Annotated in this window: 21 protein-coding genes and 1 tRNA gene; 19 read left to right on the top strand and 3 right to left on the bottom strand. The window is 71.7% G+C overall.

Annotation, left to right across the window (positions count from 1 at the left end; genetic code table 11):
* The first annotated feature begins 22 nt into the window (after positions 1–22).
* Complete coding sequence (locus IG88_RS0117085; RefSeq protein WP_031041354.1) at positions 23–481, top strand: SRPBCC family protein; 459 nt, start codon at positions 23–25, stop codon at positions 479–481.
* Between the two features lie 39 nt (positions 482–520).
* Positions 521–592, top strand: a tRNA-Val gene (locus tag IG88_RS0117080).
* Between the two features lie 53 nt (positions 593–645).
* Here IG88_RS0117080 and IG88_RS0117075 read toward each other — a convergent pair.
* Positions 646–1,371, bottom strand: a complete 726-nt coding sequence (locus IG88_RS0117075) for an exonuclease domain-containing protein (RefSeq protein WP_031041351.1) — start codon at positions 1,369–1,371, stop codon at positions 646–648.
* A 326-nt stretch (positions 1,372–1,697) separates the two neighbouring features.
* Here IG88_RS0117075 and thrS point away from each other — a divergent pair, with 326 nt between their 5' ends.
* Together thrS and IG88_RS0117065 are read left to right on the top strand one after the other, a co-directional pair.
* On the top strand, positions 1,698–3,674 hold the full coding sequence (thrS, locus tag IG88_RS0117070) for a threonine--tRNA ligase (protein WP_031041348.1): 1,977 nt from the start codon (positions 1,698–1,700) through the stop codon (positions 3,672–3,674).
* A 95-nt stretch (positions 3,675–3,769) separates the two neighbouring features.
* Positions 3,770–4,318, top strand: coding sequence for an HIT family protein (locus IG88_RS0117065; protein ID WP_031041344.1), 549 nt, complete (start codon positions 3,770–3,772; stop codon positions 4,316–4,318).
* Between the two features lie 118 nt (positions 4,319–4,436).
* Here IG88_RS0117065 and IG88_RS0117060 read toward each other — a convergent pair whose 3' ends face one another.
* Both IG88_RS0117060 and IG88_RS0117055 read right to left on the bottom strand, forming a co-directional pair.
* A complete protein-coding gene (locus IG88_RS0117060; protein ID WP_031041341.1) occupies positions 4,437–6,092 on the bottom strand; it encodes a hypothetical protein in 1,656 nt (551 codons plus the stop codon).
* A 467-nt stretch (positions 6,093–6,559) separates the two neighbouring features.
* On the bottom strand, positions 6,560–8,758 hold the full coding sequence (locus tag IG88_RS0117055; RefSeq protein ID WP_031041338.1) for an elongation factor G-like protein EF-G2: 2,199 nt from the start codon (positions 8,756–8,758) through the stop codon (positions 6,560–6,562).
* 210 nt (positions 8,759–8,968) lie between these two features.
* On the opposite strand from IG88_RS0117055, the gene pgsA reads away from it, so the two are divergent.
* The 15 genes from pgsA to relA all read left to right on the top strand — a co-directional run bounded on the left by pgsA (position 8,969) and on the right by relA (position 24,374).
* Entirely contained in the window at positions 8,969–9,694 is a 726-nt protein-coding gene (gene pgsA, locus IG88_RS0117050) for a phosphatidylinositol phosphate synthase (RefSeq protein WP_031041335.1), read from the top strand.
* A complete protein-coding gene (locus tag IG88_RS0117045) occupies positions 9,691–10,620 on the top strand; it encodes a phosphatidylinositol mannoside acyltransferase (RefSeq protein WP_031041332.1) in 930 nt (309 codons plus the stop codon). The genes pgsA and IG88_RS0117045 overlap by 4 nt, the downstream gene beginning before the upstream one ends.
* Positions 10,617–11,780 carry a glycosyltransferase family 4 protein gene (locus IG88_RS0117040; protein ID WP_031041329.1) on the top strand — a complete coding sequence of 388 codons (1,164 nt, stop codon included), beginning with the start codon at positions 10,617–10,619 and terminating at the stop codon, positions 11,778–11,780. Before IG88_RS0117045 ends, IG88_RS0117040 begins: the two co-directional genes overlap by 4 nt.
* Positions 11,781–11,944: 164 nt before the next feature.
* Positions 11,945–12,487 (top strand): membrane protein, encoded by a 543-nt coding sequence (locus IG88_RS0117035; RefSeq protein ID WP_030399093.1) that lies wholly within the window; start codon positions 11,945–11,947, stop codon positions 12,485–12,487.
* A gap of 110 nt (positions 12,488–12,597) precedes the next feature.
* Positions 12,598–13,509 (top strand): pyridoxal 5'-phosphate synthase lyase subunit PdxS, encoded by a 912-nt coding sequence (pdxS, locus tag IG88_RS0117030; RefSeq protein WP_031041316.1) that lies wholly within the window; start codon positions 12,598–12,600, stop codon positions 13,507–13,509.
* A gap of 11 nt (positions 13,510–13,520) precedes the next feature.
* Entirely contained in the window at positions 13,521–14,129 is a 609-nt protein-coding gene (gene pdxT, locus IG88_RS0117025; RefSeq protein WP_031041314.1) for a pyridoxal 5'-phosphate synthase glutaminase subunit PdxT, read from the top strand.
* Between the two features lie 49 nt (positions 14,130–14,178).
* Positions 14,179–14,931, top strand: a complete 753-nt coding sequence (locus tag IG88_RS0117020; RefSeq protein WP_031041311.1) for a YebC/PmpR family DNA-binding transcriptional regulator — start codon at positions 14,179–14,181, stop codon at positions 14,929–14,931.
* 110 nt (positions 14,932–15,041) lie between these two features.
* Entirely contained in the window at positions 15,042–15,608 is a 567-nt protein-coding gene (gene ruvC, locus IG88_RS0117015) for a crossover junction endodeoxyribonuclease RuvC (RefSeq protein ID WP_031041306.1), read from the top strand.
* On the top strand, positions 15,605–16,210 hold the full coding sequence (ruvA, locus tag IG88_RS0117010; protein WP_031041303.1) for a Holliday junction branch migration protein RuvA: 606 nt from the start codon (positions 15,605–15,607) through the stop codon (positions 16,208–16,210). Before ruvC ends, ruvA begins: the two co-directional genes overlap by 4 nt.
* Before the next feature lie 47 nt (positions 16,211–16,257).
* On the top strand, positions 16,258–17,331 hold the full coding sequence (gene ruvB / locus IG88_RS0117005) for a Holliday junction branch migration DNA helicase RuvB (RefSeq protein ID WP_031041300.1): 1,074 nt from the start codon (positions 16,258–16,260) through the stop codon (positions 17,329–17,331).
* Between the two features lie 175 nt (positions 17,332–17,506).
* Positions 17,507–18,013, top strand: coding sequence for a preprotein translocase subunit YajC (gene yajC, locus IG88_RS0117000; protein ID WP_031041297.1), 507 nt, complete (start codon positions 17,507–17,509; stop codon positions 18,011–18,013).
* Positions 18,014–18,147: 134 nt separating this feature from the next.
* The gene (gene secD / locus IG88_RS0116995) at positions 18,148–19,986 is read left to right on the top strand and encodes a protein translocase subunit SecD (protein ID WP_037836066.1); all 1,839 of its coding nucleotides are present in this window, start codon (positions 18,148–18,150) and stop codon (positions 19,984–19,986) included.
* 3 nt (positions 19,987–19,989) lie between these two features.
* Positions 19,990–21,111 (top strand): protein translocase subunit SecF, encoded by a 1,122-nt coding sequence (gene secF, locus IG88_RS0116990; protein WP_031041292.1) that lies wholly within the window; start codon positions 19,990–19,992, stop codon positions 21,109–21,111.
* Entirely contained in the window at positions 21,108–21,656 is a 549-nt protein-coding gene (locus IG88_RS0116985; protein ID WP_031041290.1) for an adenine phosphoribosyltransferase, read from the top strand. Before secF ends, IG88_RS0116985 begins: the two co-directional genes overlap by 4 nt.
* A 174-nt stretch (positions 21,657–21,830) precedes the next feature.
* The gene (relA, locus tag IG88_RS0116975; protein WP_031041288.1) at positions 21,831–24,374 is read left to right on the top strand and encodes a GTP pyrophosphokinase; all 2,544 of its coding nucleotides are present in this window, start codon (positions 21,831–21,833) and stop codon (positions 24,372–24,374) included.
* Positions 24,375–24,414 lie beyond the last annotated feature (40 nt).

The following is a 24,414-nucleotide window of genomic DNA, read 5'->3' as shown; positions in this document are numbered from 1 at the left end:
CGGGCGCGGGCACACTGCACGGGTGGACTGGAACCATTACCGCTTCCGCAGCCTGTGGCCGCTGCCCGCGCCCGCCCCCGACGTCTACCGCGCCCTGGAACGCATCGAGGACTACCCCCACTGGTGGCCGCAGGTGCGCGAGGTCACCCGGCTCGACGACACCAGCGGCGTCCTGCGGGCCCGCTCCCTCCTCCTGTACGACCTGACGACGACCCTGCGCAACGGGCACCGGGACCCCGCCGCCGGCGTGCTGGACGTCGAGATGGACGGCGACATGGAGGGCTGGGCACGCTGGACGATCACCGGACGGGGCTCCGGCAGCCTCGCCCACTACGACCAGGAGGTCGTCGTACGCAAGCCGCTGCTGCGCCGCCTCGCCGTGCCGGGACGGCTCCTGTTCCGGGCCAACCACCGCCTCATGATGCGGGACGGACGCCGGGGCCTCGCCGCCCGCCTGGCACCGGGGCGGCGGGCGGTTTGATGGAAACGCGGAGCGCCCTGTATTGTTCAGTGCGTTCCCGGGCGATTAGCTCAGTGGGAGAGCGCTTCGTTCACACCGAAGAGGTCACTGGTTCGAACCCAGTATCGCCCACCCGGAAAGGCCGGTCCGTCACAGAACGGACCGGCTTCTTCATGCCCGCACGGTCACGCCGCCGCCCGCAGCTCCGGGCGCAGCGGCCAGGCCGGGTCCGCCTCCTCCTCGGCGCCGTTGAGCGCGAACCACGCCTGCGTCCCGCGTATCTGACCCGCGTACCACACGGCCTGCAACGTGTGCAGTTCGGCGGGGGAGAGACGCTCCAGCCGCGCCCGGAAGCGGCGCCCCACCGCCCGCACGACCTCCAGCGCCGCCTGGGCGTCGGCCGCCGCGTCGTGCGCGGCCGTCAACTCCACGCCGTAGTGCGCGCACAGGTCGCTCAGGGTGCGGCCGCCCTTGCGGTACCGGTCCAGGTGCCGGTCCAGCACCCGCGGGTCCAGCACGTGCAGCGACGTCCGCTCCAGCCACCGGCCCAGCGACGAGGCGCGGTGCCGGCGCAACTCCCGGTCCAGCAGGGTGAGGTCGAACGGCGCGTTCATCACCACCAGCGGACGCCCCGCGCGGGCCTGCTCGGCCAGCGCCTCCGCCATCTCGTACATCACCGGCGCCGGCCACCGTCCGTGCCGCTCCACGTACTCCTGCGTCAGCCCGTGCACCGCCGTCGCCGCCCGCGGCACCGGCACGCCCGGGCTCACCAGCCACCGGGTCGCCCGCGGCCGCAGCCCCGGCGCGTCCTGGACGACGAGGGCCGCCGACACGATCCGGTCGGTCTCGGTGTCCACACCCGTGGTCTCCGTGTCGAAGGCGGCCAGCGGCCCCTCGAACCAGCTCGTCATAGGGCACTCAACTCCTCGTCCCGGCACGGCAACTGACCCACCGTCCCTTGTCCCGGTTCGGTGATACCCGGGCTGTTTGCGGCGTACGCCGCAAGGACGCAGATCGAGACCTGGCGGGTCGGCCACGGTCGGCCACGGTCGGCCACGGCCGGCCGGAGTCCGGGCCTGAGCATGCCAAGACCGCGGCCGGCTCCCCCGGGGGCCCGTGGCCTCGGAGGCGCCTGCCGGTATTGGTTTCGCGGTGGGCGGGCCCGGGTCGGTACGATCGGCCCCATGCGTGCGCTCCGGTATGGCGCCGCAGCCCCACCTTCAGTCAGGAGAGACCGGTGTCAGACGTCCGTGTGATCATCCAACGCGATTCGGATCAGGAAGAACGCGTGGTGACGACGGGCACTACGGCCGCCGAGCTCTTCGCCGGCCGGCGCTCGATCATCGCGGCGCGCGTGGCCGGTGAGCTCAAGGACCTCGCCTACGAGGTCAAGGACGGCGAGACCGTCGAGGGCGTCGAGATCTCCTCCGAGGACGGTCTGAACATCCTGCGCCACTCCACCGCGCACGTCATGGCCCAGGCCGTGCAGGAGCTGTTCCCGGAGGCCAAGCTGGGCATCGGGCCGCCGGTCAAGGACGGCTTCTACTACGACTTCGACGCCGAGAAGCCCTTCCACCCCGATGACCTCAAGGCCATCGAGAAGAAGATGCAGGAGATCCAGAAGCGCGGGCAGAAGTTCTCCCGCCGCGTGGTCACCGACGACGCCGCCCGCGAGGAGCTGGCCGACGAGCCGTACAAGCTGGAGCTGATCGGCCTCAAGGGATCCGCCTCGCACGACGACGGCGCGGACGTCGAGGTCGGCGCCGGTGAGCTGACGATCTACGACAACCTGGACGCCAAGACCGGCGAGCTGTGCTGGAAGGATCTCTGCCGGGGCCCCCACCTGCCCAGCACCCGCAGCATCCCGGCGTTCAAGCTCATGCGCAACGCCGCGGCCTACTGGCGCGGCAGCGAGAAGAACCCGATGCTCCAGCGCATCTACGGCACCGCCTGGCCCACCAAGGACGAGCTGAAGGCGTACCTGGAGTTCCTCGCCGAGGCCGAGAAGCGGGACCACCGCAAGCTCGGCAGCGAGCTGGACCTGTTCTCCATCCCGGAGCAGATCGGCTCCGGCCTCGCCGTCTTCCACCCCAAGGGCGGCATCGTCCGCCGGGTCATGGAGGACTACTCGCGGCGCAGGCACGAGGAAGAGGGCTACGAGTTCGTCTACACCCCGCACGCGACCAAGGGGAAACTCTTCGAGACCTCGGGTCACCTGGACTGGTACGCCGACGGCATGTACCCCCCCATGCAGCTCGACGAGGGCGTGGACTACTACCTCAAGCCCATGAACTGCCCGATGCACAACCTGATCTTCGACGCGCGCGGCCGCTCCTACCGTGAGCTGCCCCTGCGCCTGTTCGAGTTCGGCACCGTGTACCGGTACGAGAAGTCGGGCGTCGTGCACGGCCTGACCCGGGCCCGCGGCTTCACCCAGGACGACGCGCACATCTACTGCACCCGCGAGCAGATGTCGGAGGAGCTGGACAAGACCCTCACCTTCGTCCTGAACCTGCTGCGCGACTACGGCCTGACCGACTTCTACCTGGAGCTGTCCACCAAGGACCCCGAGAAGTTCGTCGGCACCGACGAGGCATGGGAAGAGGCCACCGAGACGCTGCGCCAGGTCGCCGAGAAGCAGAACCTGAAGCTCGTGGCCGACCCGGGCGGTGCCGCCTTCTACGGCCCGAAGATCTCCGTCCAGGCCAGGGACGCCATCGGGCGCACCTGGCAGATGTCGACCATCCAGCTCGACTTCAACCTGCCGGAGCGCTTCGACCTGGAGTACACGGCCGCGGACGGCACCAAGACCCGCCCGGTCATGATCCACCGTGCGCTGTTCGGCTCCATCGAGCGGTTCTTCGCGGTGCTCCTGGAGCACTACGCGGGCGCCTTCCCGGCGTGGCTCGCCCCGGTCCAGGCGGTCGGCATCCCGGTGGGGGACGCCCACGTGCAGTACCTGGAGGAGTTCGCGGCCGAGGCACGGCGCAAGGGGCTGCGCGTCGACGTGGACTCCTCCTCGGACCGGATGCAGAAGAAGATCCGCACGCACCAGAAGCAGAAGGTCCCGTTCATGATCATCGTCGGGGACGAGGACATGCACGGGGGCACGGTGTCGTTCCGCTACCGCGACGGGTCGCAGGAGAACGGCATTCCGCGTGACCAGGCGCTGGCGAAGCTCGTCGACGTGGTGGAGCGGCGCGTTCAGGTGTGACGTGGTCCCCGCACACGCGGGGAACGGGAAGGCCCCCGGGGCGAACACCCCGGGGGCCTTCCCGTCCGCCACGCACGACGCCATATGCTGCACGCATGACGAGTGAGCCGGAACAGCAGCTGGGAGTGGGGACGCCGGACGCGTTCCAGCGTCTGTGGACGCCCCACCGGATGGCCTACATCCAGGGTGAGAACAAGCCGAGCGGCCCCGGTGCCGACGACGGCTGCCCCTTCTGCTCGATCCCGGCCAAGTCCGACGAGGACGGCCTGATCGTCCGGCGCGGCGAGCATGTGTACGCGGTGCTCAACCTCTACCCGTACAACGGCGGTCACCTGATGATCGTGCCGTACCGCCACGTCGCCGACTACACCGGGCTGAACGCCGTGGAGACCGCCGAGCTGGCCGAGCTGACCAAGCAGGCGATGACGGCTCTGCGCACGGCCTCCGGGGCGCAGGGGTTCAACCTGGGGATGAACCAGGGCACCGTGGCGGGCGCGGGCATCGCCGCTCACCTGCACCAGCACGTGGTGCCCCGCTGGGGCGGCGACACGAACTTCATGCCCGCGATCGGCCACACGAAGGTGCTGCCCCAGCTTCTGGGCGACACCCGCAAGATGCTGGCGGAAGCCTGGCCGACGGCCTGAGCGTCCAGTCCGTCCGGCGTCCGGCGTCCGAGGGCGAGGCCGTTCAGGCGGGAGCCGGGGCCTGGGGGCGGCAGCCCCCGGTGAAGCCGCGCCCACACCCCGCCCAACCGCCGGGGGCCTACGCGTCGTAGACGTCGGCCTTCTTCGGCACCGCCTCCTGCACCGCCCCGCTCAGACCACCCGCGCGGGCGCCGAACTTCTCCGTGTCCACGCCGTTCTCCTGCAGCACCTTGATCGCCGCCGAGTGCACCGCCCGCAGGACCGGTGTGGCCGCGCGCAGGGCGTCGTCGGCCATGAAACGGTGCCGCCACGGCCGGTCCGCCCAGGCGTGCCGCACGCCGAAGGGCTCGGGCAGGGTGAGCTTGCCGCCCAGCCAGTACAGCAGCGGGGGATACCAGGTCAGCGGGGCCCGCGCGGCCAGCCGTACCACCTCGTCGGTGTCGACCAGCGGGAGCTTCACCGTGCGGGTCTCCCAGAACTTGACCGACTTCTGGACCGTCTTCTCCTTGGCCGCGGGCTTGCTGGTGAACAGGGAGTGCACCGGTCCCAGGGCGTGCCCGGTGACCTCGATGCGCAGCGTTTCGTGCAGCACGGTCACCGTGATCAGCATGGAGATGACCAACTGGCCGTCCCACAGGGTCCACTGCACGCCGAGGTAGTGCCGGTCGCCGGCGCCGAACTGCTGCTTGTCGCAGATCTCCTGTATCGCGTGCTGCTTGACCTGGTACGCCTCGACGTCCGTGCCCTCGGGCCGGGACACGGCGTCGGCGTTCTCGCCGATCGGGGTCACGATCCAGTGCCGTACGGTCGGCTTGGGGAAGCCGCCGGTGTGCAGCGGACCGCGCTCCAGCATGCGCAGCCGGTCGTGGATGGCCTTGACGACGTCCCAGCTCCGGAACGGGTTGATCTCCCGGTCCGGGTGGGCGGGGACCAGTTCCTCGGCGAGCTGCCAGTTGCCCCAGCGGGTGCCCATGCCGAGGATGCCCTTGGGGCCGGCGTAGAAGACGGAGTTGGACTGCTGTTCGGCGCTGAGCCGGGCCAGGGACTGGCGCAGTTCCTCGGCGGCGGTCTCGCCGGGGCTGCTCGGCACCGCCTCGGGGACCTTGGCGCCCACGCCGGCGCCGGACAGCAGGCCGCTCCAGCGTTCCCGCAGGTCGCGTGCCGTGCGCTCGCAGATCCGCTTGGCCCAGAACCAGCCGATCACCGGGGCGACGACGCAGGCGCGCGCGTACCAGGCCCAGAAGCCGCTGAAGGGCATCTTGAGCAGGAAGAGCACGGCGAGGACGCCCATCGCGAGGAGCAGCGCGGTGGCGAGGGCGCCGGCCCGCTTGTCCTCGCGCCGGGCGACGGTGGTGCGGATCTGGAAGACCAGGAGCCAGATCAGCAGCCCGGGCAGGAACAGCAGCCCGCACAGCACCATGACGGCGGTGAGCCAGTTGTCCCGGTCCCGGCGTATGCGGTGGGCGGCGAGGCTGTGCTCGACGACGACCTGGGGCTGGGTGCCGAAGGACTGGATGAGCGGGGCCCGCTTGGGGCCCAGCATCCGGTCGATGATCGCGCGGGAGTACGCCTCGCCGAGATTGGGCCGGAAGAGCTTGATCCGCGGTTTGCTCACGGACGATTTGTGCCACTCGCTGTTGGCCTTCAGTATCTCGTCGGCCTCGCTGTCCCGGTAGGCGGCCGAGGCCAGCGCGAAGGTGGCCGTCTGGCCGCCGTCGTCCGTGCGCGGCACCTGCGGCCCGAAGAAGTCCGCGTAACCGCCGTCAACGGTCATTACCGCCCCCGATCGCCACCACTGTCGCTCCTGCGGCCTTCCCGACTTCCCTGCCCCGCACACCTGTTGATCTGGTCATCAGCGTATCCGCCGCTGCCGTCGCGCGTCACGGGACGCCCAAACGCGCCCCCACGCGCGCGGGTTGACGGCCGGGTGCGCCCTCGTGCGCCGGGCCGGGCGGCCTCGGGACGCGGGGGCACGGGGCCCTGGTGCGGCGGATCCCGCACCGGGATCCAGGACCGACGGGCGACCGGAGCTCCGGACCGGCGGGCGACCGGAGCCGCGGGCCGGCGGGTGACCGGAGCTCCGGGCCGGCGGGTGACCGGAGCTGCGGGCCGGCGGGTGACCGGAGCCCCGGGCCGGCGGGCGACCGGAGCCGCGGACCGGCGGGCGACCGGAGCTCCGGACCGGCGGGCGACCGGAGCCCCGGGCCGGCGGGCGACCGGAGCCGCGGGCCCGGGGCCGTGTCAGGACGCCGCCCCCACCTCCTCGCGCAGCCGGTCCGCGACCTGGGCCGGCATCGGTTCGTGCCGGGCGTAGCGGCGGTCGAAACGGGCGCTGCCGTGGGAGAGGGAACGCAGGTCGACGGCGTAGCGGCCGATCTCGATCTCGGGCACCTCGGCCCTGATCAGGGTCCGGCCGCCGCTGGTCTGCTCGGTGCCCAGCACCTTGCCGCGCCGTCCGGACAGGTCGCTCATCACGGCGCCCACGTAGTCGTCGCCGACCAGGACGCTCACCTCGGCGACCGGCTCCAGCAGGTTGATCCGCGCCTCGGCCGCGGCCTCCCTGAGCGCCAGCGCGCCGGCCGTCTGGAACGCGGCGTCGGAGGAGTCCACCGAGTGCGCCTTGCCGTCCAGCAGCGTGATCCGCACGTCGGTCAGCGGGTGGCCCGCGGCGACGCCCTTGGCGGCCTGCGCGCGCACCCCCTTCTCGACGGAGGGGATGAACTGCCGGGGCACGGCGCCGCCGACGACCTTGTCCACGAACTCGATGCCCGAGCCGCCCGGCAGCGGCTCCACCTCGATCTCGCAGATGGCGTACTGCCCGTGCCCGCCGGACTGCTTGACGTGCCGCCCGCGTCCCGCCGCCCGGCCGCCGAAGGTCTCGCGCAGGGGCACCCGGTGGGGCACGACGTCGACCTGGACGCCGTAGCGACCGCGCAGCCGTTCCAGCGCCACGTCGGCGTGTGCCTCGCCCAGGCACCACAGGACCACCTGGTGGGTGTCCTGGTTGTGCTCCAGGCGCATCGTCGGGTCCTCGGCGACCAGCCGGGCCAGCCCGTGGGAGAGCTTGTCCTCGTCGGGTTTGCTGTGCGCCTCGATGGCGAGCGGCAGCAGCGGGTCGGGCATCTCCCACGGGGCCATCAGCAGCGGGTCGTCCTTGGCCGAGAGCGTGTCCCCGGTCTCCGCGCGGTTCAGCTTGGCCACGCAGGCGAGGTCGCCGGCGATCACGTGCGTGACCGGCCGCTGCTGCTTGCCGAACGGCGTCGACAGGGCGCCGATCCGCTCGTCGACGTCGTGGTCCTCGTGCCCGCGGTCGGTCAGGCCGTGCCCGGACACGTGCACCGTCTGGTCGGCGTGCAGGGTGCCGGAGAAGACGCGGACCATGGAGATCCGGCCGACGTACGGGTCCGAGGACGTCTTGACGACCTCCGCGACCAGCGACTCCTGCGGATCGCACATCCGCAGCTCGCGCACCGCGCCCTCGGGCGTGGTGACCCGGGGCGCCGCGCGCTCCAGGGGGGTGGGGAACCCGCGCGTGATCAGTTCCAGGAGCTCGACCGTGCCCAGTCCCTGCCGGGCGCCGTCGGCGGCGGGCGCGGCCGCCAGGACGGGGAAGAACACCCCGCGCGCCACGGCCCGCTCCAGGTCCTCGACGAGCGTCCTGACGTCGACCTGCTCGCCGCCGAGGTAGCGCTCCATCAGGGTCTCGTCCTCGCTCTCCGAGATGATCCCCTCGATGAGCAGGGAGCGGGCCTCCTCGAGCTGCGGCAGGTCCGCCTCGCCCGGTTCCGACACCACGCGCTCGCCGGAGGCGTAGTCGACGAGCTTGCGGGAGAGCAGTCCCACGAGCCCCGTCACGGGCGCGTGTCCGTCGGGGCCGGGCGGGCCGTGCAGCGGGAGGTACAGCGGCAGTACGGCGTCGGGGTCGTCGCCGCCGAAGGCCTCCGCGCAGATCCGCGTCATCTCCTCGAAGCCGGCGCGGGCGGCCTCCAGGTGCGTGACCACGATGGCGCGCGGCATGCCGACGGCGGCGCACTCCTCCCAGACCACGCGGGTGGCGCCGTCCACGCCGTCCGAGGCCGAGACGACGAAGAGGGCCGCGTCCGCCGCGCGCAGACCGGCCCTCAGCTCACCGACGAAGTCGGCGTACCCGGGGGTGTCCAGCAGGTTGATCTTGATGCCGTCCCATTCGACCGGCACCAGGGAGAGCTGTACGGAGCGCTGCCGGCGGTGCTCCATGTCGTCGTAGTCCGAGACGCAGCCGCCGTCCTCCACGCGGCCCGCCCGGTTCACCGCTCCCGTCGTCAGCGCGAGAGCTTCCACCAAGGTCGTCTTGCCCGATCCGGAGTGGCCGACCAGCACCACGTTCCGTACGGACGCGGGATGGTCGGCCGCCGTTGCCCTTCCGGCGGCTCCGGGGTGGCTGTGTGCCTTGTCGCCCATGTCCTCTGCCTCCCGTGCACGGTGAGGTCGTCGTGGGCGCGGACACGCGGGACCGCGTGCTGCGGCGGCTCCGGCGACGCCCGCGGTCCTTCGAGCTTTCCACTCCGGTCACGCCGCGTCCATACGAAGGACCCGATCCCGTCGCCCCCGGGGCCGCCCGCCGGCGGGCTCAGGGTGCCCGGCCACCGCCCACCCGCGCGCGTGACTACGATGGGCCAGCCGGTGGCCAGCAAGGGCCGCGGCGCCACACCGACCGTCGGGAAGGCCATGCTGAACAAGTACGCGCGTGCATTTTTTACGCGTGTCCTCACACCGTTCGCCGCGTTTCTCATCCGCCGGGGCGTCAGCCCGGACACGGTCACGCTCCTCGGCACCGCCGGTGTGGTCGCGGGTGCGCTGGTCTTCTACCCCAGGGGTGAGTTCTTCTGGGGCACGGTAGTGATCACGCTCTTCGTCTTCTCCGACCTGGTCGACGGCAACATGGCCCGCCAGCTCGGCCGCTCCAGCCGCTGGGGCGCGTTCCTGGACTCCACCCTCGACCGGGTCGCCGACGGCGCGATCTTCGGCGGTCTCGCGCTGTGGTACGCCGGGTCGGGCGACGACAACGTCCTGTGCGCGGTGACGATCTTCTGCCTGGCCAGCGGCCAGGTGGTGTCGTACACCAAGGCGCGCGGCGAGGCGATCGGGCTGCCGGTGGCCGTCAACGGGCTGGTCGAGCGAGCCGAGCGCCTCGTCATCTCGCTGGTCGCCGCCGGGTTCGCCGGGCTGCACAAGTTCGGTGTGCCCGGCATCCAGTACCTGCTGCCGGTCGCCCTGTGGATCGTCGCCGTCGGCAGCCTCGTCACGCTGGTCCAGCGGGTCGTCACGGTCCGCCGGGAGGCCGCCGAGGCGGACCGGGCCGCGCAGGAGAGCCAGGGCACCGAGGCGGCCAAGTGAGCGCTCGGGACCGGCTGGCCGACGGTCTGTACGGCGCCGGCTGGAGCACCGTGAAGAAGCTCCCCGAGCCCGCCGCGGTGCGCCTGGGCCGGACCGTCGCCGACGTCGCCTGGAAGCGGCGCGGCGCGGGCGTGCGGCGCCTGGAGAGCAACTATGCGCGCGTGGTGCCCGGCGCGGGTCCCGAGCGGCTGGCGGCGCTCTCGCGCGCGGGCATGCGTTCGTACCTGCGCTACTGGATGGAGTCCTTCCGGCTCCCGGCGTGGAGCAGGGAGCGGATCGAGGGCGGCTTCGCCCCCGCGGACCTGCACCACCTCACCGACGGCATGGCCGCCGGCAAGGGCGTGATACTCGCCCTGCCGCACCTGGCCAACTGGGACCTCGCGGGCGCCTGGGTCACCACGAAGCTCGGCATCCCCTTCACCACGGTCGCCGAGCGCCTCAAGCCGGAGACCCTGTTCGACCGCTTCGTCGCCTATCGCGAGGGCCTCGGCATGGAGGTCCTGCCGCACAGCGGCGGCAGCGCCTTCGGCACGCTGGCCCGGCGGCTGCGCGACGGCGGCCTGGTCTGCCTGGTCGCCGACCGCGACCTGTCCGCCTCCGGCGTGGAGGTCGACTTCTTCGGGGAGACGGCCCGGATGCCGGCCGGCCCCGCCCTGCTCGCCCAGCAGACGGGGGCGCTGCTGCTGCCGGTGACGCTCTGGTACGACGACTCGCCGGTGATGCGGGGCCGCGTCCACCCGCCCGTCGAGGTGCCCGGGGCGGGCACCCGGGCCGAGAAGACGTCCGCCATGACACAGGCGCTGGCCGACGCCTTCGCCACGGGCATCGCCGACCACCCGGAGGACTGGCACATGCTGCAGCGCCTGTGGCTGAAGGACCTCGATCCCGCCAAGGCGCCGGGGGCCCGCGAGCGGGGCGCCCGGTGAGGATCGGCATCGTCTGCCCGTACTCCTGGGACGTGCCGGGCGGCGTCCAGTTCCACATCCGGGACCTCGCCGAGTACTTCCTCCGGCTCGGTCACGAGGTGTCCGTCCTCGCCCCCGCCGACGACGACACGCCGCTGCCGCCGTACGTCGTCTCCGCGGGCCGCGCGGTGCCGGTGCCGTACAACGGCTCGGTGGCCCGGCTGAACTTCGGCTTCCTGTCCGCGGCGCGGGTGCGGCGCTGGCTGCACGAGGGCGCCTTCGACGTCATCCACATCCACGAACCGACCTCGCCGTCGCTGGGCCTGCTCACCTGCTGGGCGGCGCAGGGGCCCATCGTGGCGACGTTCCACACGTCCAACCCGCGCTCCCGCGCGATGATCGCCGCGTACGCGATCCTCCAGGCCGCCCTGGAGAAGATCAGCGCGCGGATCGCGGTGAGCGAGTACGCCCGCCGCACGCTGGTCGAGCACCTGGGCGGCGACGCGGTCGTCATCCCCAACGGCGTCGACGTCGACTTCTTCGCCCGCGCCGAGCCCAGGCCCGAGTGGCAGGGCGACACGATCGGCTTCATAGGGCGCATCGACGAACCCCGCAAGGGCCTGCCGGTCCTCATGCGGGCCCTGCCGAAGATCCTCGCCGCCCGCCCGCAGACCCGGCTCCTGGTCGCGGGCCGCGGGGACGAGGAGGAGGCGGTCGAGAGCCTGCCCGGGGAACTGCGCTCCCGCGTGGAGTTCCTCGGCATGATCAGCGACGAGGACAAGGCCCGCTTCCTGCGCAGCGTCGACCTGTACGTGGCGCCCAACACCGGCGGCGAGAGCTTCGGCATCATCCTCGTCGAGGCCATGTCGGCGGGCGCCCCCGTCCTCGCCGCGGACCTGGACGCCTTCGCCCAGGTCCTCGACCAGGGAGCAGCCGGCGAACTCTTCCCCAACGAGGACGCCGACGCCCTGGCCGGGGCCGCCGTACGCCTGCTGGCCGACCCGGAACGCCGCGCCGCCCTGCGGGAGCGGGGCAGCGCGCACGTGCGGCGCTTCGACTGGTCCACGGTCGGCGCGGACATCCTGTCCGTCTACGAGACGGTCACGGCGGGAGCGGCGGCGGTGGCGGCGGACGACCGCGCGACGGGCCTGCGGGCCCGCTTCGGCCTGACGCGGGACTGACCGGGCGGCGGAAGCGCGCCCACGCGCGCGTGCCGGAGGCTCCAGCAGGGCCCGAGGTCTCCGCGGATCTCGCGCACGCCCACGCGCGCGTGCCGGAGGCCACGGCCGCGCGGGCACCACCGGGCGCGTCCGGCCCGCGCGGCCCACCGATAGGGTTGCGGCCCGTGACCGCAACCCTCATCTGGATCCTGGTCGTCCTCGTCGCCGTCGGCCTGTACCTGAGCTGGACCGCGGGCCGCCTGGACCGGCTGCACGCCCGGATCGACGCCGCCCGCGCCGCCCTGGACGCGCAGTTGCTGCGCAGGGCGTCCGTGGCCCAGGAACTCGCCACCGCCGGCGTCCTGGACCCGGCCGCCTCCATGGTGCTGTACGAGGCCGCGCACGCCGCCCGGCAGGCCGAGGAGGAGCAGCGGGAGGTCGCGGAGAGCGAGCTGAGCCAGGCGCTGCGCGCCGTGTTCGCCGACGCCCACCAGGTGGACGCGCTGCGCGAGGCACCCGGGGGAGAGGCGGCGGCCCGCGAACTGGCCGAGGCGGTACGGCGGGTGCCGATGGCCCGGCGCTTCCACAACGACGCGGTGGGCGCCGCCCGCAGGCTGCGCGAGCACCGCAAGGTCCGCTGGTTCCGCCTGGCCGGACACGCGCCGTTCCCGCTGGCCTTCGAGATGGACGACGAGTCACCGGCCGCCCTGGTGGAGCGGGCCGCGTAGCGCGGCGGCGTCGAAAACGATCCACCGCCTTCCCATTGGCCCTTGCTGTGGCCTGCTCACCTCGCGTTTCCTCGGTCCGGCAGAGACTCCTTCCCCTCAGCGAGGTACCCGTGTCCAGCACGCTCCCCGAAAACCAGGCACCCGAGACCGGCACCGCCCGCGTGAAGCGCGGCATGGCCGAGCAGCTCAAGGGCGGCGTCATCATGGACGTCGTCACGCCGGAGCAGGCGAAGATCGCCGAGGACGCGGGCGCCGTGGCCGTCATGGCCCTGGAGCGCGTCCCGGCCGACATCCGCAAGGACGGCGGCGTGGCCCGGATGTCCGACCCGGACATGATCGAGGGCATCATCGGCGCCGTCTCCATCCCCGTGATGGCCAAGTCCCGCATCGGCCACTTCGTGGAGGCCCAGGTCCTGCAGTCCCTCGGCGTCGACTACATCGACGAGTCCGAGGTCCTCACCCCGGCCGACGAGGTCAACCACAGCGACAAGTTCGCCTTCACCACCCCCTTCGTGTGCGGCGCCACCAACCTCGGCGAGGCCCTGCGCCGCATCGCCGAGGGCGCCGCGATGATCCGCTCCAAGGGCGAGGCCGGCACGGGCAACGTCGTGGAGGCGGTTCGCCACCTGCGCCAGATCAAGGGCGGGATCGCGAAGCTGCGCGGCTGCGACAACAACGAGCTGTACGCCGCCGCCAAGGAACTGCGCGCCCCGTACGAACTGGTCAAGGAGGTCGCCGAGCTGGGCAAGCTCCCGGTGGTGCTGTTCTCCGCCGGCGGCGTGGCCACCCCGGCCGACGCCGCGCTGATGCGCCAGCTCGGCGCCGAGGGCGTCTTCGTCGGCTCCGGCATCTTCAAGTCCGGCGACCCCGCCAAGCGCGCCGCCGCCATCGTGAAGGCGACCACCTTCTACGACGACCCGAAGATCATCGCGGACGCGTCCCGCAACCTCGGCGAGGCCATGGTCGGCATCAACTGCGACACCCTCCCCGAGGCCGAGCGCTACGCCAGCCGCGGCTGGTGAGGCACCCCGCCATGAGTGACACCCCCGTCATCGGCGTCCTGGCCCTCCAGGGCGACGTACGGGAGCACCTCGTCGCCCTGGCCGTGGCCGACGCCGTGGCCAGGCCGGTGAGGCGCCCCGAGGAACTCGCCGAGGTGGACGGCCTGGTCCTCCCCGGCGGCGAGTCCACCACCATCTCCAAGCTCGCCGTCCTCTTCGGCGTCATGGAACCCCTCCGCGCGCGCGTGCGCGACGGCATGCCCGTCTACGGCACCTGCGCCGGCATGATCATGCTGGCCGACAAGATCCTCGACCCGCGCTCCGGGCAGGAGACGATCGGCGGCATCGACATGATCGTGCGCCGCAACGCCTTCGGACGGCAGAACGAGTCCTTCGAGGCCGCCGTCGACGTCAGGGACGTGGAGGGCGGTCCCGTGGAGGGCGTCTTCATCCGGGCGCCCTGGGTCGAGTCCGTGGGCGCCGCCGCCGAGGTGCTCGCCGAGCACGACGGCCACATCGTCGCCGTCCGCCAGGGCAACGCGCTGGCCACGTCGTTCCACCCGGAACTGACGGGCGACCACCGCGTGCACCGCCTCTTCGCCGACATGGTGCGCGCGAACGGCGCGGCCCGGTCCTTGTAGGATTCCTGCGTTCGTTGCAGAAGATGGGTTACGCGAAGGAGACAGGCAGATGTCCGGCCACTCTAAATGGGCTACGACGAAGCACAAGAAGGCCGTGATCGACGCCAAGCGCGGCAAGCTCTTCGCGAAGCTGATCAAGAACATCGAGGTCGCGGCCCGCATGGGCGGTGCCGACGTCGACGGCAATCCGACGCTCTACGACGCCATTCAGAAGGCGAAGAAGCAGTCGGTGCCGAACAAGAACATCGACTCCGCGGTCAAGCGCGGCGCCGGCCTGGAGGCGGGCGGTGCCGACTACGAGACGATCATGTACGAGGGCTACGGCCCCAACGGCGTCGCGGTGCTCATCGAGTGCCTCACCGACAACCGCAACCGCGCCGCCTCCGACGTCCGCGTCGCCATGACCCGCAACGGCGGCTCCATGGCCGACCCCGGCTCGGTGTCGTACCTGTTCAACCGCAAGGGCGTCGTGATCGTGCCCAAGGGCGACCTGGGCGAGGACGACGTCCTCGGCGCCGTCCTGGACGCGGGCGCGGAGGAGGTCAACGACCTCGGCGAGTCCTTCGAGGTGCTCAGCGAGGCCACCGACCTGGTCGCGGTCCGCACCGCCCTCCAGGAGGCCGGCATCGACTACGAGTCCGCCGACGCCAACTTCGTCCCCACCATGCAGGTCGAGCTGGACGAGGAGGGCGCGCGGAAGATCTTCCGGCTCATCGACGCCCTGGAGGACAGCGACGACGTGCAGAACGTCTTCGCCAACTTCGACGTGAGCGACGAGATCATGGAGAAGGTCGACGCGTAACGCGTCCCCTGCTCAGCGGGCCGACGGGGACACCACCCGTCGGCCCGCCGCTTTGTCGGTGGCACCCGATAGCCTGCACAAACAGGTGATCGACGAGAGGGGCCGGGCACGTGCGCGTACTGGGGGTGGACCCGGGGCTGACCCGTTGCGGGGTCGGCGTCGTGGAGGGCGTCGCGGGCCGGCCGCTCACCATGGTCGGCGTCGGTGTCGTGCGCACACCCGCGGACGCCGACCTCGGCCACCGCCTCGTCGCCGTCGAGCAGGGCATCGAGCGGTGGCTGGACGAGCACCGGCCGGAGTTCGTCGCCGTGGAGCGCGTCTTCAGCCAGCACAACGTCCGCACCGTCATGGGCACCGCCCAGGCCAGCGCCGTCGCGATCCTGTGCGCCTCCCGCCGCGGCATCCCGGTCGCCCTGCACACGCCCAGCGAGGTCAAGGCCGCCGTCACCGGCACCGGGCGCGCCGACAAGGCGCAGGTCGGCGCCATGGTGACGCGTCTGCTGCGGCTCGCCGCACCGCCGAAGCCCGCCGACGCCGCCGACGCCCTCGCGCTCGCCATCTGCCACATCTGGCGCGCCCCCGCGCACCACCGCCTCCAGCAGGCCGTCGCCCGGCACACCTCCCCGGGCACGCGCCGCCCGCAGACCCCCCACCCGTCGAAAGGCCGCCCCGCATGATCGCCTTCGTCAGCGGCACCGTCGCCGCCCTCGCCCCCGACGCCGCGGTGGTGGAGGTCGGCGGCGTCGGCATGGCCGTCCAGTGCACGCCGAACACGCTCTCCACCCTGCGCGTCGGCAAGCCCGCCAGGCTCGCCACCTCCCTCGTCGTGCGCGAGGACTCGCTCACGCTCTACGGCTTCGCCGACGACGACGAGCGCCAGGTCTTCGAGCTGCTCCAGACCGCCAGCGGGGTGGGACCCCGCCTCGCCCAGGCCATGCTCGCCGTGCACCAGCCCGACGCCCTGCGCAGAGCCGTCTCCACCGGCGACGAGAAGGCACTCACCGCCGTCCCCGGCATCGGCAAGAAGGGCGCGCAGAAGCTGCTCCTCGAACTGAAGGACCGGCTCGGCGAACCGATCGGCGCCCCCGTCGTCGGCGCCCCGGTCAGCACCGGCTGGCGCGACCAGCTCCACGCGGCCCTGATCGGCCTCGGGTACGCCACCCGCGAGGCCGACGAGGCCGTCACCGCCGTGACGCCGCAGGCCGAGGCGGCCGGGGGCACCCCGCAGGTCGGCGCACTGCTCAAGGCCGCCCTGCAGACGCTCAACCGCGCCCGCTGACCACGCCCGCCACCACCGACCCGGTGCGCCACGGCAAGGAGAACGAAGTGAACTGGGACGACACGACCGACGCGGAAGCCGCCGCCGAGCGGCTGGTGGGTGCCGTCGCCGACGGCGAGGACCAGGCCGTGGAGGCCGCCCTGCGCCCCAAGGACCTGGACGAGTTCATCGGCCAGGAGAAGGTCCGCGAGCAGCTTGACCTGGTGCTGCGCGCCGCACGCGCGCGCGGCGCCACCGCCGACCACGTGCTCCTCTCCGGCGCCCCCGGCCTCGGCAAGACCACCCTGTCGATGATCATCGCGGCCGAGATGGAAGCCCCCATCCGCATCACCTCGGGCCCCGCCATCCAGCACGCGGGCGACCTCGCGGCGATCCTCTCCTCGCTCCAGGAGGGCGAGGTCCTCTTCCTCGACGAGATCCACCGCATGTCGCGGCCCGCCGAGGAGATGCTGTACATGGCCATGGAGGACTTCCGCGTCGACGTCGTCGTCGGCAAGGGCCCCGGCGCCACCGCCATCCCCCTGGAGCTGCCCCCCTTCACCCTGGTCGGCGCCACCACGCGCGCGGGGCTGCTGCCGCCCCCGCTGCGCGACCGCTTCGGCTTCACCGCCCACATGGAGTTCTACGGCCCGGCCGAACTGGAGCGCGTGATCCACCGCTCCGCCGGCCTGCTCGACGTCGGGATCGACACCACCGGTGCCGCGGAGATCGCCGGCCGCTCCCGCGGCACCCCGCGCATCGCCAACCGCCTGCTGCGCCGGGTCCGCGACTACGCCCAGGTCAAGGCCGACGGCCGGATCACCCAGGAGATCGCGGCCGCCGCCCTCGCGGTCTACGAGGTCGACGCCCGGGGCCTGGACCGGCTCGACCGGGGAGTGCTGGAAGCCCTCCTCAAGCTGTTCGGCGGCGGACCGGTCGGCCTGTCCACGCTCGCCGTCGCCGTGGGGGAGGAGCGTGAGACAGTGGAAGAGGTCGCCGAACCCTTCCTCGTACGGGAGGGTCTGCTCGCCCGTACCCCACGCGGGCGGGTGGCCACTCCGGCCGCATGGGCGCACCTCGGCCTCACCCCGCCGCGTCCGCAGAGTTCAGGAAACGGACAACAGGACTTGTTCGGGGCGTGACGACCCGCTCACGCGGGGCACATTCGCCGGAGCAGGAACCCCGGTGCCATGCTGGGCGTTGTTCCATGCGCGCGGACTCGCCTAGACTCCGCCGATGCCGCCTTCGCCGGTGGCGTACACACCCCCAACCATCAGGCCGCTCCCCAGCGCGGTCGTGTGAAGGAAGTACCGACCCGTGAGTCTCGTGACCCTCCTCCCGTTCATCGTGCTCATCGGGGCCATGTTCCTGATGACCCGGTCGGCGAAGAAGAAGCAGCAGCAGGCCGCCAACATGCGGAACGAGATGCAGCCCGGAACCGGTGTCCGCACCATCGGGGGCATGTACGCCACGGTCAAGGAGGTCAACGAGGACACGGTCCTCCTCGACGCCGGCCCGGGCGTGGAACTGCTCTTCGCCAAGAACGCGATCGGTGCCGTCCTCTCCGACGACGAGTACAACCGCATCGTCCACGGCATCGAGCACGACCTGAAGTCCGACATGGACGTCGTCCCCGACGACGCCTCCTCCCTCACCGAGACCGACGCCCCCGCCGACGCCGCCTCCGACGACAAGTCCGTCGACCTCGGCAAGAAGGCCGCGGACGACGAGACGGCCGACGAGCCGACGGTCGACGCCGCGCCCGCCGAGGCGCAGACCGACGAGAAGGCGAAGAAGTCCGACGGCGGTTCCGAGGCGAAGTAGGCCGTGCCCGGGGTGCGCGGGACGGGTTCCCGCGCACCCCGCGCGACGCGCGGCTCGCACGGATCCGGACACCATGTGATGGCCGCCGGTGACGCCTTCTGGGCGCCAAGCGGCCCGAGAGGGAGTACACAAAGGTGGCAGCACCTAAAAAGGGAAAGAATGCGAGCGCTCAAAGCAAGCCCGGGCGCTCGCTGGCCCTGATCCTGATCGCCATCGTGGCGCTCACCGGAGGCATGTTCGCCTCCGGGCACACGACTCCGCGTCTCGGCATCGACCTGGCGGGCGGCACGAGCATCACGCTCAGGGCTGTCCCGGAGGCGGGCCAGGAGTCCGCGATCAACAAGACCAACATGGACACCGCGGTCGACATCATGGAGCGCCGTGTCAACGGTCTGGGTGTCTCCGAGGCCGAGGTCCAGACCCAGGGCGACCGGAACATCATCGTCAACATCCCCAAGGGGATGAACTCGAAGGAAGCCCGGCAGCAGGTCGGTACCACCGCCAAGCTGTACTTCCGGCCGGTCCTCGCCACCGAGCTCTCCGGCGCCAACGCGACCGGCAGCCCCTCGCCGAGCGAGACGGGCGGCGCCTCGGACAAGGCGACCGACAAGGCCACGGACAAGGCGACCGACGGTGACAAGGCGACCGACGGTGACAAGGCGACGGACGGCGACAAGGCCACCGACGGCAGCAAGCCGAGCAGCGGCACGCCGTCCGACCCCGCCTCGGCCAGCGCCACCACCCAGGGCCGCGCCGCGAGCGACGCCCTGAAAGCCGACCCCAGCCCGTCCGCGAAGAGTTCCGACGCCGCCTCCCCGTCCCCGAGCGCCAGCGCGTCCGGCGACGACGCCACCGCCAAGCTGCAGCAGCAGTACGCGGCCCTGGACTGCACCGACGCCAACGCCCGCGCCCAGACCGGCAAGGGTGCCAAGCCGGCCGACTCGACCCTCGCCTGCGGCCAGAACGCGCAGGGCCAGTGGCAGAAGTACATCCTCGGCCCCGCCGCGGTCGACGGCACCGAGGTCGACAAGGCCGACGCCGTCTACAACACGCAGACCGCCGCCGGCTGGACCGTGACGATGAAGTTCACGGACAAGGGCAGCAAGAAGTTCGCGGACATCACCGGTCAGCTCGCCCAGAAGCAGTCCCCGCAGAACCAGTTCGCCATCGTCCTGGACAACGAGGTCGTCTCCGACCCGTACGTCAGCCAGGAGCTGACCGGCGGCAACGCGGAGATCTCCGGCAGCTTCGACCAGGAGGAGGCCCAGAGCCTCGCCAACATGCTGTCCTACGGCGCGCTGCCGCTGACCTTCAAGGAGGACAGCGTCACCACCGTCACCGCCGCGCTCGGCGGTGAGCAGCTCCACGCCGGTCTGATCGCGGGCGCGATCGGACTCGCCCTGGTCGTCCTCTACCTGCTCTTCTACTACCGCGGCCTGTCGTTCATCGCCGTCGCCTCGCTCGGCGTCTCCGCGGGTCTCACGTACGTGATCATGTCGCTGCTCGGCCCGACCATCGGCTTCGCGCTGAACCTGCCGGCCGTGTGCGGTGCCATCGTCGCCATCGGCATCACCGCGGACTCGTTCATCGTGTACTTCGAACGCGTCCGCGACGAGATCCGCGAGGGCCGCACGCTGCGTCCCGCCGTCGAGCGGGCCTGGCCGCGTGCCCGGCGCACCATCCTCGTCTCCGACTTCGTGTCCTTCCTCGCCGCGGCGGTGCTCTTCATCGTCACCGTCGGCAAGGTGCAGGGCTTCGCGTTCACGCTCGGTCTGACGACCCTGCTCGACGTGGTGGTGGTCTTCCTCTTCACCAAGCCGCTGCTGACGCTGATGGCCCGGCGCAAGTTCTTCGCCAGCGGTCACAAGTGGTCCGGCCTGGACCCGAAGGCCCTGGGTGCCAAGCCCCCGCTGCGCCGCACCCGCCGCCCCTCCCGTCCTGCCGCCGGCCCTGTCGACCCGAAGGAGGCGTGAGAGATGTCGAAGCTCGGCACACTCGGCGCCCGACTGCACCACGGCGAGGTCGGCTACGACTTCGTCAAGAACCGCAAGATCTGGTACGGCATCTCGATCCTCATCACCATCACGGCCATCGTCGGCCTGGCGGTGCGCGGCCTGCACATGGGCATCGAGTTCCAGGGCGGTGCGGTCTTCACCACCCCGAAGAACATGAGCGCCTCCGTCTCCCAGGCCGAGACCTGGGCGGAGGACGCCTCCGGCCACGACGCGATCGTCCAGAAGCTCGGCGACGGCAGCCTCCGCATCCAGATCGCGGGCACCGACACCCAGCAGTCGGACCAGATCAAGGACGACCTCTCCCAGAAGCTGGACGTCCCGGCGGACAGGATCAACGCCGACCTGGTCGGCCCGAGCTGGGGCGACCAGATCGCGAACAAGGCCTGGCAGGGCCTCGGGATCTTCATGGTCCTCGTCGTGATCTACCTGGCGATCGCGTTCGAGTGGCGGATGGCACTGGCCGCCTTCGTCGCCCTGATCCACGACATCACGATCACGGTCGGTGTCTACGCCCTCGTGGGCTTCGAGGTCACACCCGGCACGGTGATCGGCCTGCTGACGATCCTCGGCTACTCGCTCTACGACACGGTCGTCGTCTTCGACAGTCTCAAGGAGCAGACGAAGGACATCACCAAGCAGACCCGCTGGACGTACTCGGAGGTCGCCAACCGCTCGATCAACGGCACCCTGGTCCGCTCCATCAACACCACGGTGGTCGCACTGCTGCCGGTGGCGGGCCTGCTCTTCATCGGCGGCGGCGTCCTCGGCGCCGGCATGCTCAACGACATCTCGCTGTCGCTGTTCGTCGGCCTCGCCGCGGGCGCCTACTCGTCGATCTTCATCGCCACGCCGCTCGTCGCCGACCTCAAGGAGGCCGAGCCGCAGATGAAGGCCCTCAAGAAGCGGGTCCTGGCCAAGCGCGCCCAGGCGGCGGCCAAGGGCGAGACCGCGGACTCCGCGTCCGGCGAGGGGACGTACGACGCCGACGAGGCGGACGACGCCGCACCCGCGGTCGTCGGCCCCCGCAACCAGAGCGCCTCCCGCGGCAGGGGACGCGGCCGACCCTCGGGGAAGCGCCGATGACCGGGACGACCGACCTCACCGAGCTGCTCCTCAGCCGCATCCGGGACGTGGCCGACTACCCGGAGCCGGGCGTGATGTTCAAGGACATCACCCCGCTCCTGGCGGACCCGGCGGCCTTCGCCGCCCTGACCGACGCCCTCGCCGAGGTCGCCGGGCACACCGGCGCCACCAAGGTCGTCGGCCTGGAGGCCCGCGGCTTCATCCTGGGCGCCCCGGTGGCCCTGCGGGCGGGCCTGGGCTTCATCCCCGTGCGCAAGGCGGGCAAGCTCCCCGGAGCCACGCTCAGCCAGGCCTACGACCTGGAGTACGGCTCCGCCGAGATCGAGGTGCACGCCGAGGACCTCAGCGCGGGAGACCGCGTGCTGGTCGTCGACGACGTCCTCGCCACCGGCGGCACCGCCGAGGCCTCACTGGAGCTGATCCGCCGGGCCGGTGCCGAGGTCGCGGGCCTCGCCGTCCTGATGGAGCTGGGCTTCCTCGGCGGACGGGCCCGGCTGGAGCCGCACCTGGCCGGGGCACCGCTGAGGGCGCTGCTCACGGTCTGAACCACGCACACCGCGACACCTGGGGCGGGCCCGGAGGAATCCGGCGCCCGCCCCAGGCGTTGCACTGGTGGACGGCCCTCATATCGGCCTGAAGGCGATCCTGGAGCGCAGGATCGCTACGATGGGGTATCCGGAGCCTGACCGGGGGACCCGGATCGCGCACGAGGAGTCCTCTTGCCAGACGAGGCCCAGCCACTGACCGCCGCAAAGCCCGAGTCCGCCTCGGCGTCCGCGGCGAAGCCCGCGCCGAGCGCGCCCCAGGCGAAGAACGACACGCACGGGCCGATCCAGCACGCCCCGTCCGCGCCGGTCGACAAGCCCGCCGAGCAGCAGGCGCGCCCCAAGCCGCTGCCCTCCGAGCGCCCGCAGAACGCGCCCGTGGTCCGCACTCCCACCGGCCAGCCCGCCCGCTCCGGCTCCTCCAACCGCGTCCGCGCCCGCCTCGCCCGCCTCGGTGTGCAGCGCGCCAACCCCTACAACCCGGTCTTGGAGCCGCTGCTGCGCATAGTGCGCGGCAACGACCCCAAGATCGAGACGGCGACCCTGCGCCAGATCGAGCGTGCCTACCAGGTCGCCGAACGCTGGCACCGCGGCCAGAAGCGCAAGAGCGGCGACCCGTACATCACACACCCGCTCGCCGTCACCACCATCCTCGCCGAGCTGGGCATGGACCCGGCGACGCTGATGGCCGGGCTGCTGCACGACACCGTCGAGGACACCGAGTACGGCCTGGAGGACCTGCGCCGCGACTTCGGCGACGTGGTCACCCTGCTCGTCGACGGCGTCACCAAGCTGGACAAGGTCAAGTTCGGCGAGGCCGCGCAGGCCGAGACGGTGCGCAAGATGGTCGTCGCCATGGCCAAGGACCCGCGTGTCCTGGTCATCAAGCTCGCCGACCGCCTGCACAACATGCGCACCATGCGCTACCTCAAGCGTGAGAAGCAGGAGAAGAAGGCGCGCGAGACCCTGGAGATCTACGCGCCGCTCGCCCACCGCCTGGGCATGAACACCATCAAGTGGGAGCTGGAGGACCTCGCCTTCGCGATCCTCTACCCCAAGATGTACGACGAGATCGTCCGCCTGGTCGCCGAGCGCGCCCCCAAGCGCGACGAGTACCTCGCCGTCGTCACCGACGAGGTCCAGCAGGACCTGCGCGCGGCCCGCATCAAGGCGACCGTCACCGGCCGCCCCAAGCACTACTACAGCGTCTACCAGAAGATGATCGTCCGCGGCCGGGACTTCGCGGAGATCTACGACCTGGTGGGCATCCGCGTCCTGGTGGACACCGTCCGCGACTGCTACGCGGCGCTCGGCACGGTCCACGCCCGCTGGAACCCTGTTCCGGGGCGGTTCAAGGACTACATCGCGATGCCCAAGTTCAACATGTACCAGTCGCTGCACACGACGGTCATCGGGCCCGGCGGCAAGCCGGTCGAGCTGCAGATCCGCACCTTCGACATGCACCGTCGCGCGGAGTACGGCATCGCCGCCCACTGGAAGTACAAGCAGGAGGCCGTCGCCGGCGCCTCCAAGGTGCGCACCGACGCCCCCAGGTCGTCCGGCAAGAGCAAGGACGACCACCTCAACGACATGGCCTGGCTGCGCCAGCTCCTGGACTGGCAGAAGGAGACGGAGGACCCCGGCGAGTTCCTGGAGTCCCTGCGCTTCGACCTCTCGCGCAACGAGGTCTTCGTCTTCACCCCCAAGGGCGACGTCATAGCGCTCCCCGCCGGGGCCACCCCCGTGGACTTCGCCTACGCCGTCCACACCGAGGTCGGCCACCGCACCATAGGGGCACGGGTCAACGGGCGGCTGGTACCGCTGGAGTCCACCCTCGACAACGGCGACCTGGTGGAGGTCTTCACCTCCAAGGCGGCCGGCGCGGGCCCCTCCCGCGACTGGCTCGGCTTCGTGAAGTCGCCGCGCGCCCGCAACAAGATCCGCGCCTGGTTCTCCAAGGAGCGCCGGGACGAGGCGATCGAGCAGGGCAAGGACGCCATCGTCCGCGCGATGCGCAAGCAGAACCTGCCGATCCAGCGCATCCTCACCGGCGACTCCCTGGTCACGCTCGCCCACGAGATGCGCTACTCGGACATCTCCGCGCTGTACGCGGCGATCGGCGAGGGCCACGTCTCGGCGCCGAACATCGTGCAGAAGCTCGTCCAGGCGCTCGGCGGCGAGGAGGCGGCCACCGAGGAGATCGACGAGTCGGTCCCGCCGTCCCGCGGCCGGGGCCGCAAGCGCCGGGCCAACGCCGACCCGGGCGTGGTCGTCAAGGGCGTCGAGGACGTGTGGGTCAAGCTGGCCCGCTGCTGCACGCCGGTGCCGGGCGACCCGATCATCGGCTTCGTCACCCGCGGCAGCGGCGTGTCCGTCCACCGCAGCGACTGCGTCAACGTGGACTCGCTCTCCCGCGAGCCCGAACGCATCCTCGAGGTCGAGTGGGCGCCCACCCAGTCCTCGGTCTTCCTGGTCGCCATCCAGGTCGAGGCCCTGGACCGCTCCCGTCTCCTGTCGGACGTCACCCGCGTGCTGTCCGACCAGCACGTCAACATCCTCTCGGCCGCCGTCCAGACCTCCCGCGACCGGGTGGCCACCTCCCGCTTCACCTTCGAGATGGGCGACCCCAAGCACCTGGGCCACGTCCTGAAGGCCGTACGCGGTGTGGAGGGCGTCTACGACGTGTACCGGGTGACCTCGGCACGCAGGCCGTCGTAGGCGGGCGCGCGGAAGAGCGCACCCAGCGCATACGACGCCG

Source organism: Streptomyces sp. NRRL F-5650, from assembly GCF_000721365.1.
GTDB classification, from domain to species: domain Bacteria; phylum Actinomycetota; class Actinomycetes; order Streptomycetales; family Streptomycetaceae; genus Streptomyces; species Streptomyces ardesiacus.
This window is presented reverse-complemented; position numbering and strand designations above follow the sequence as displayed.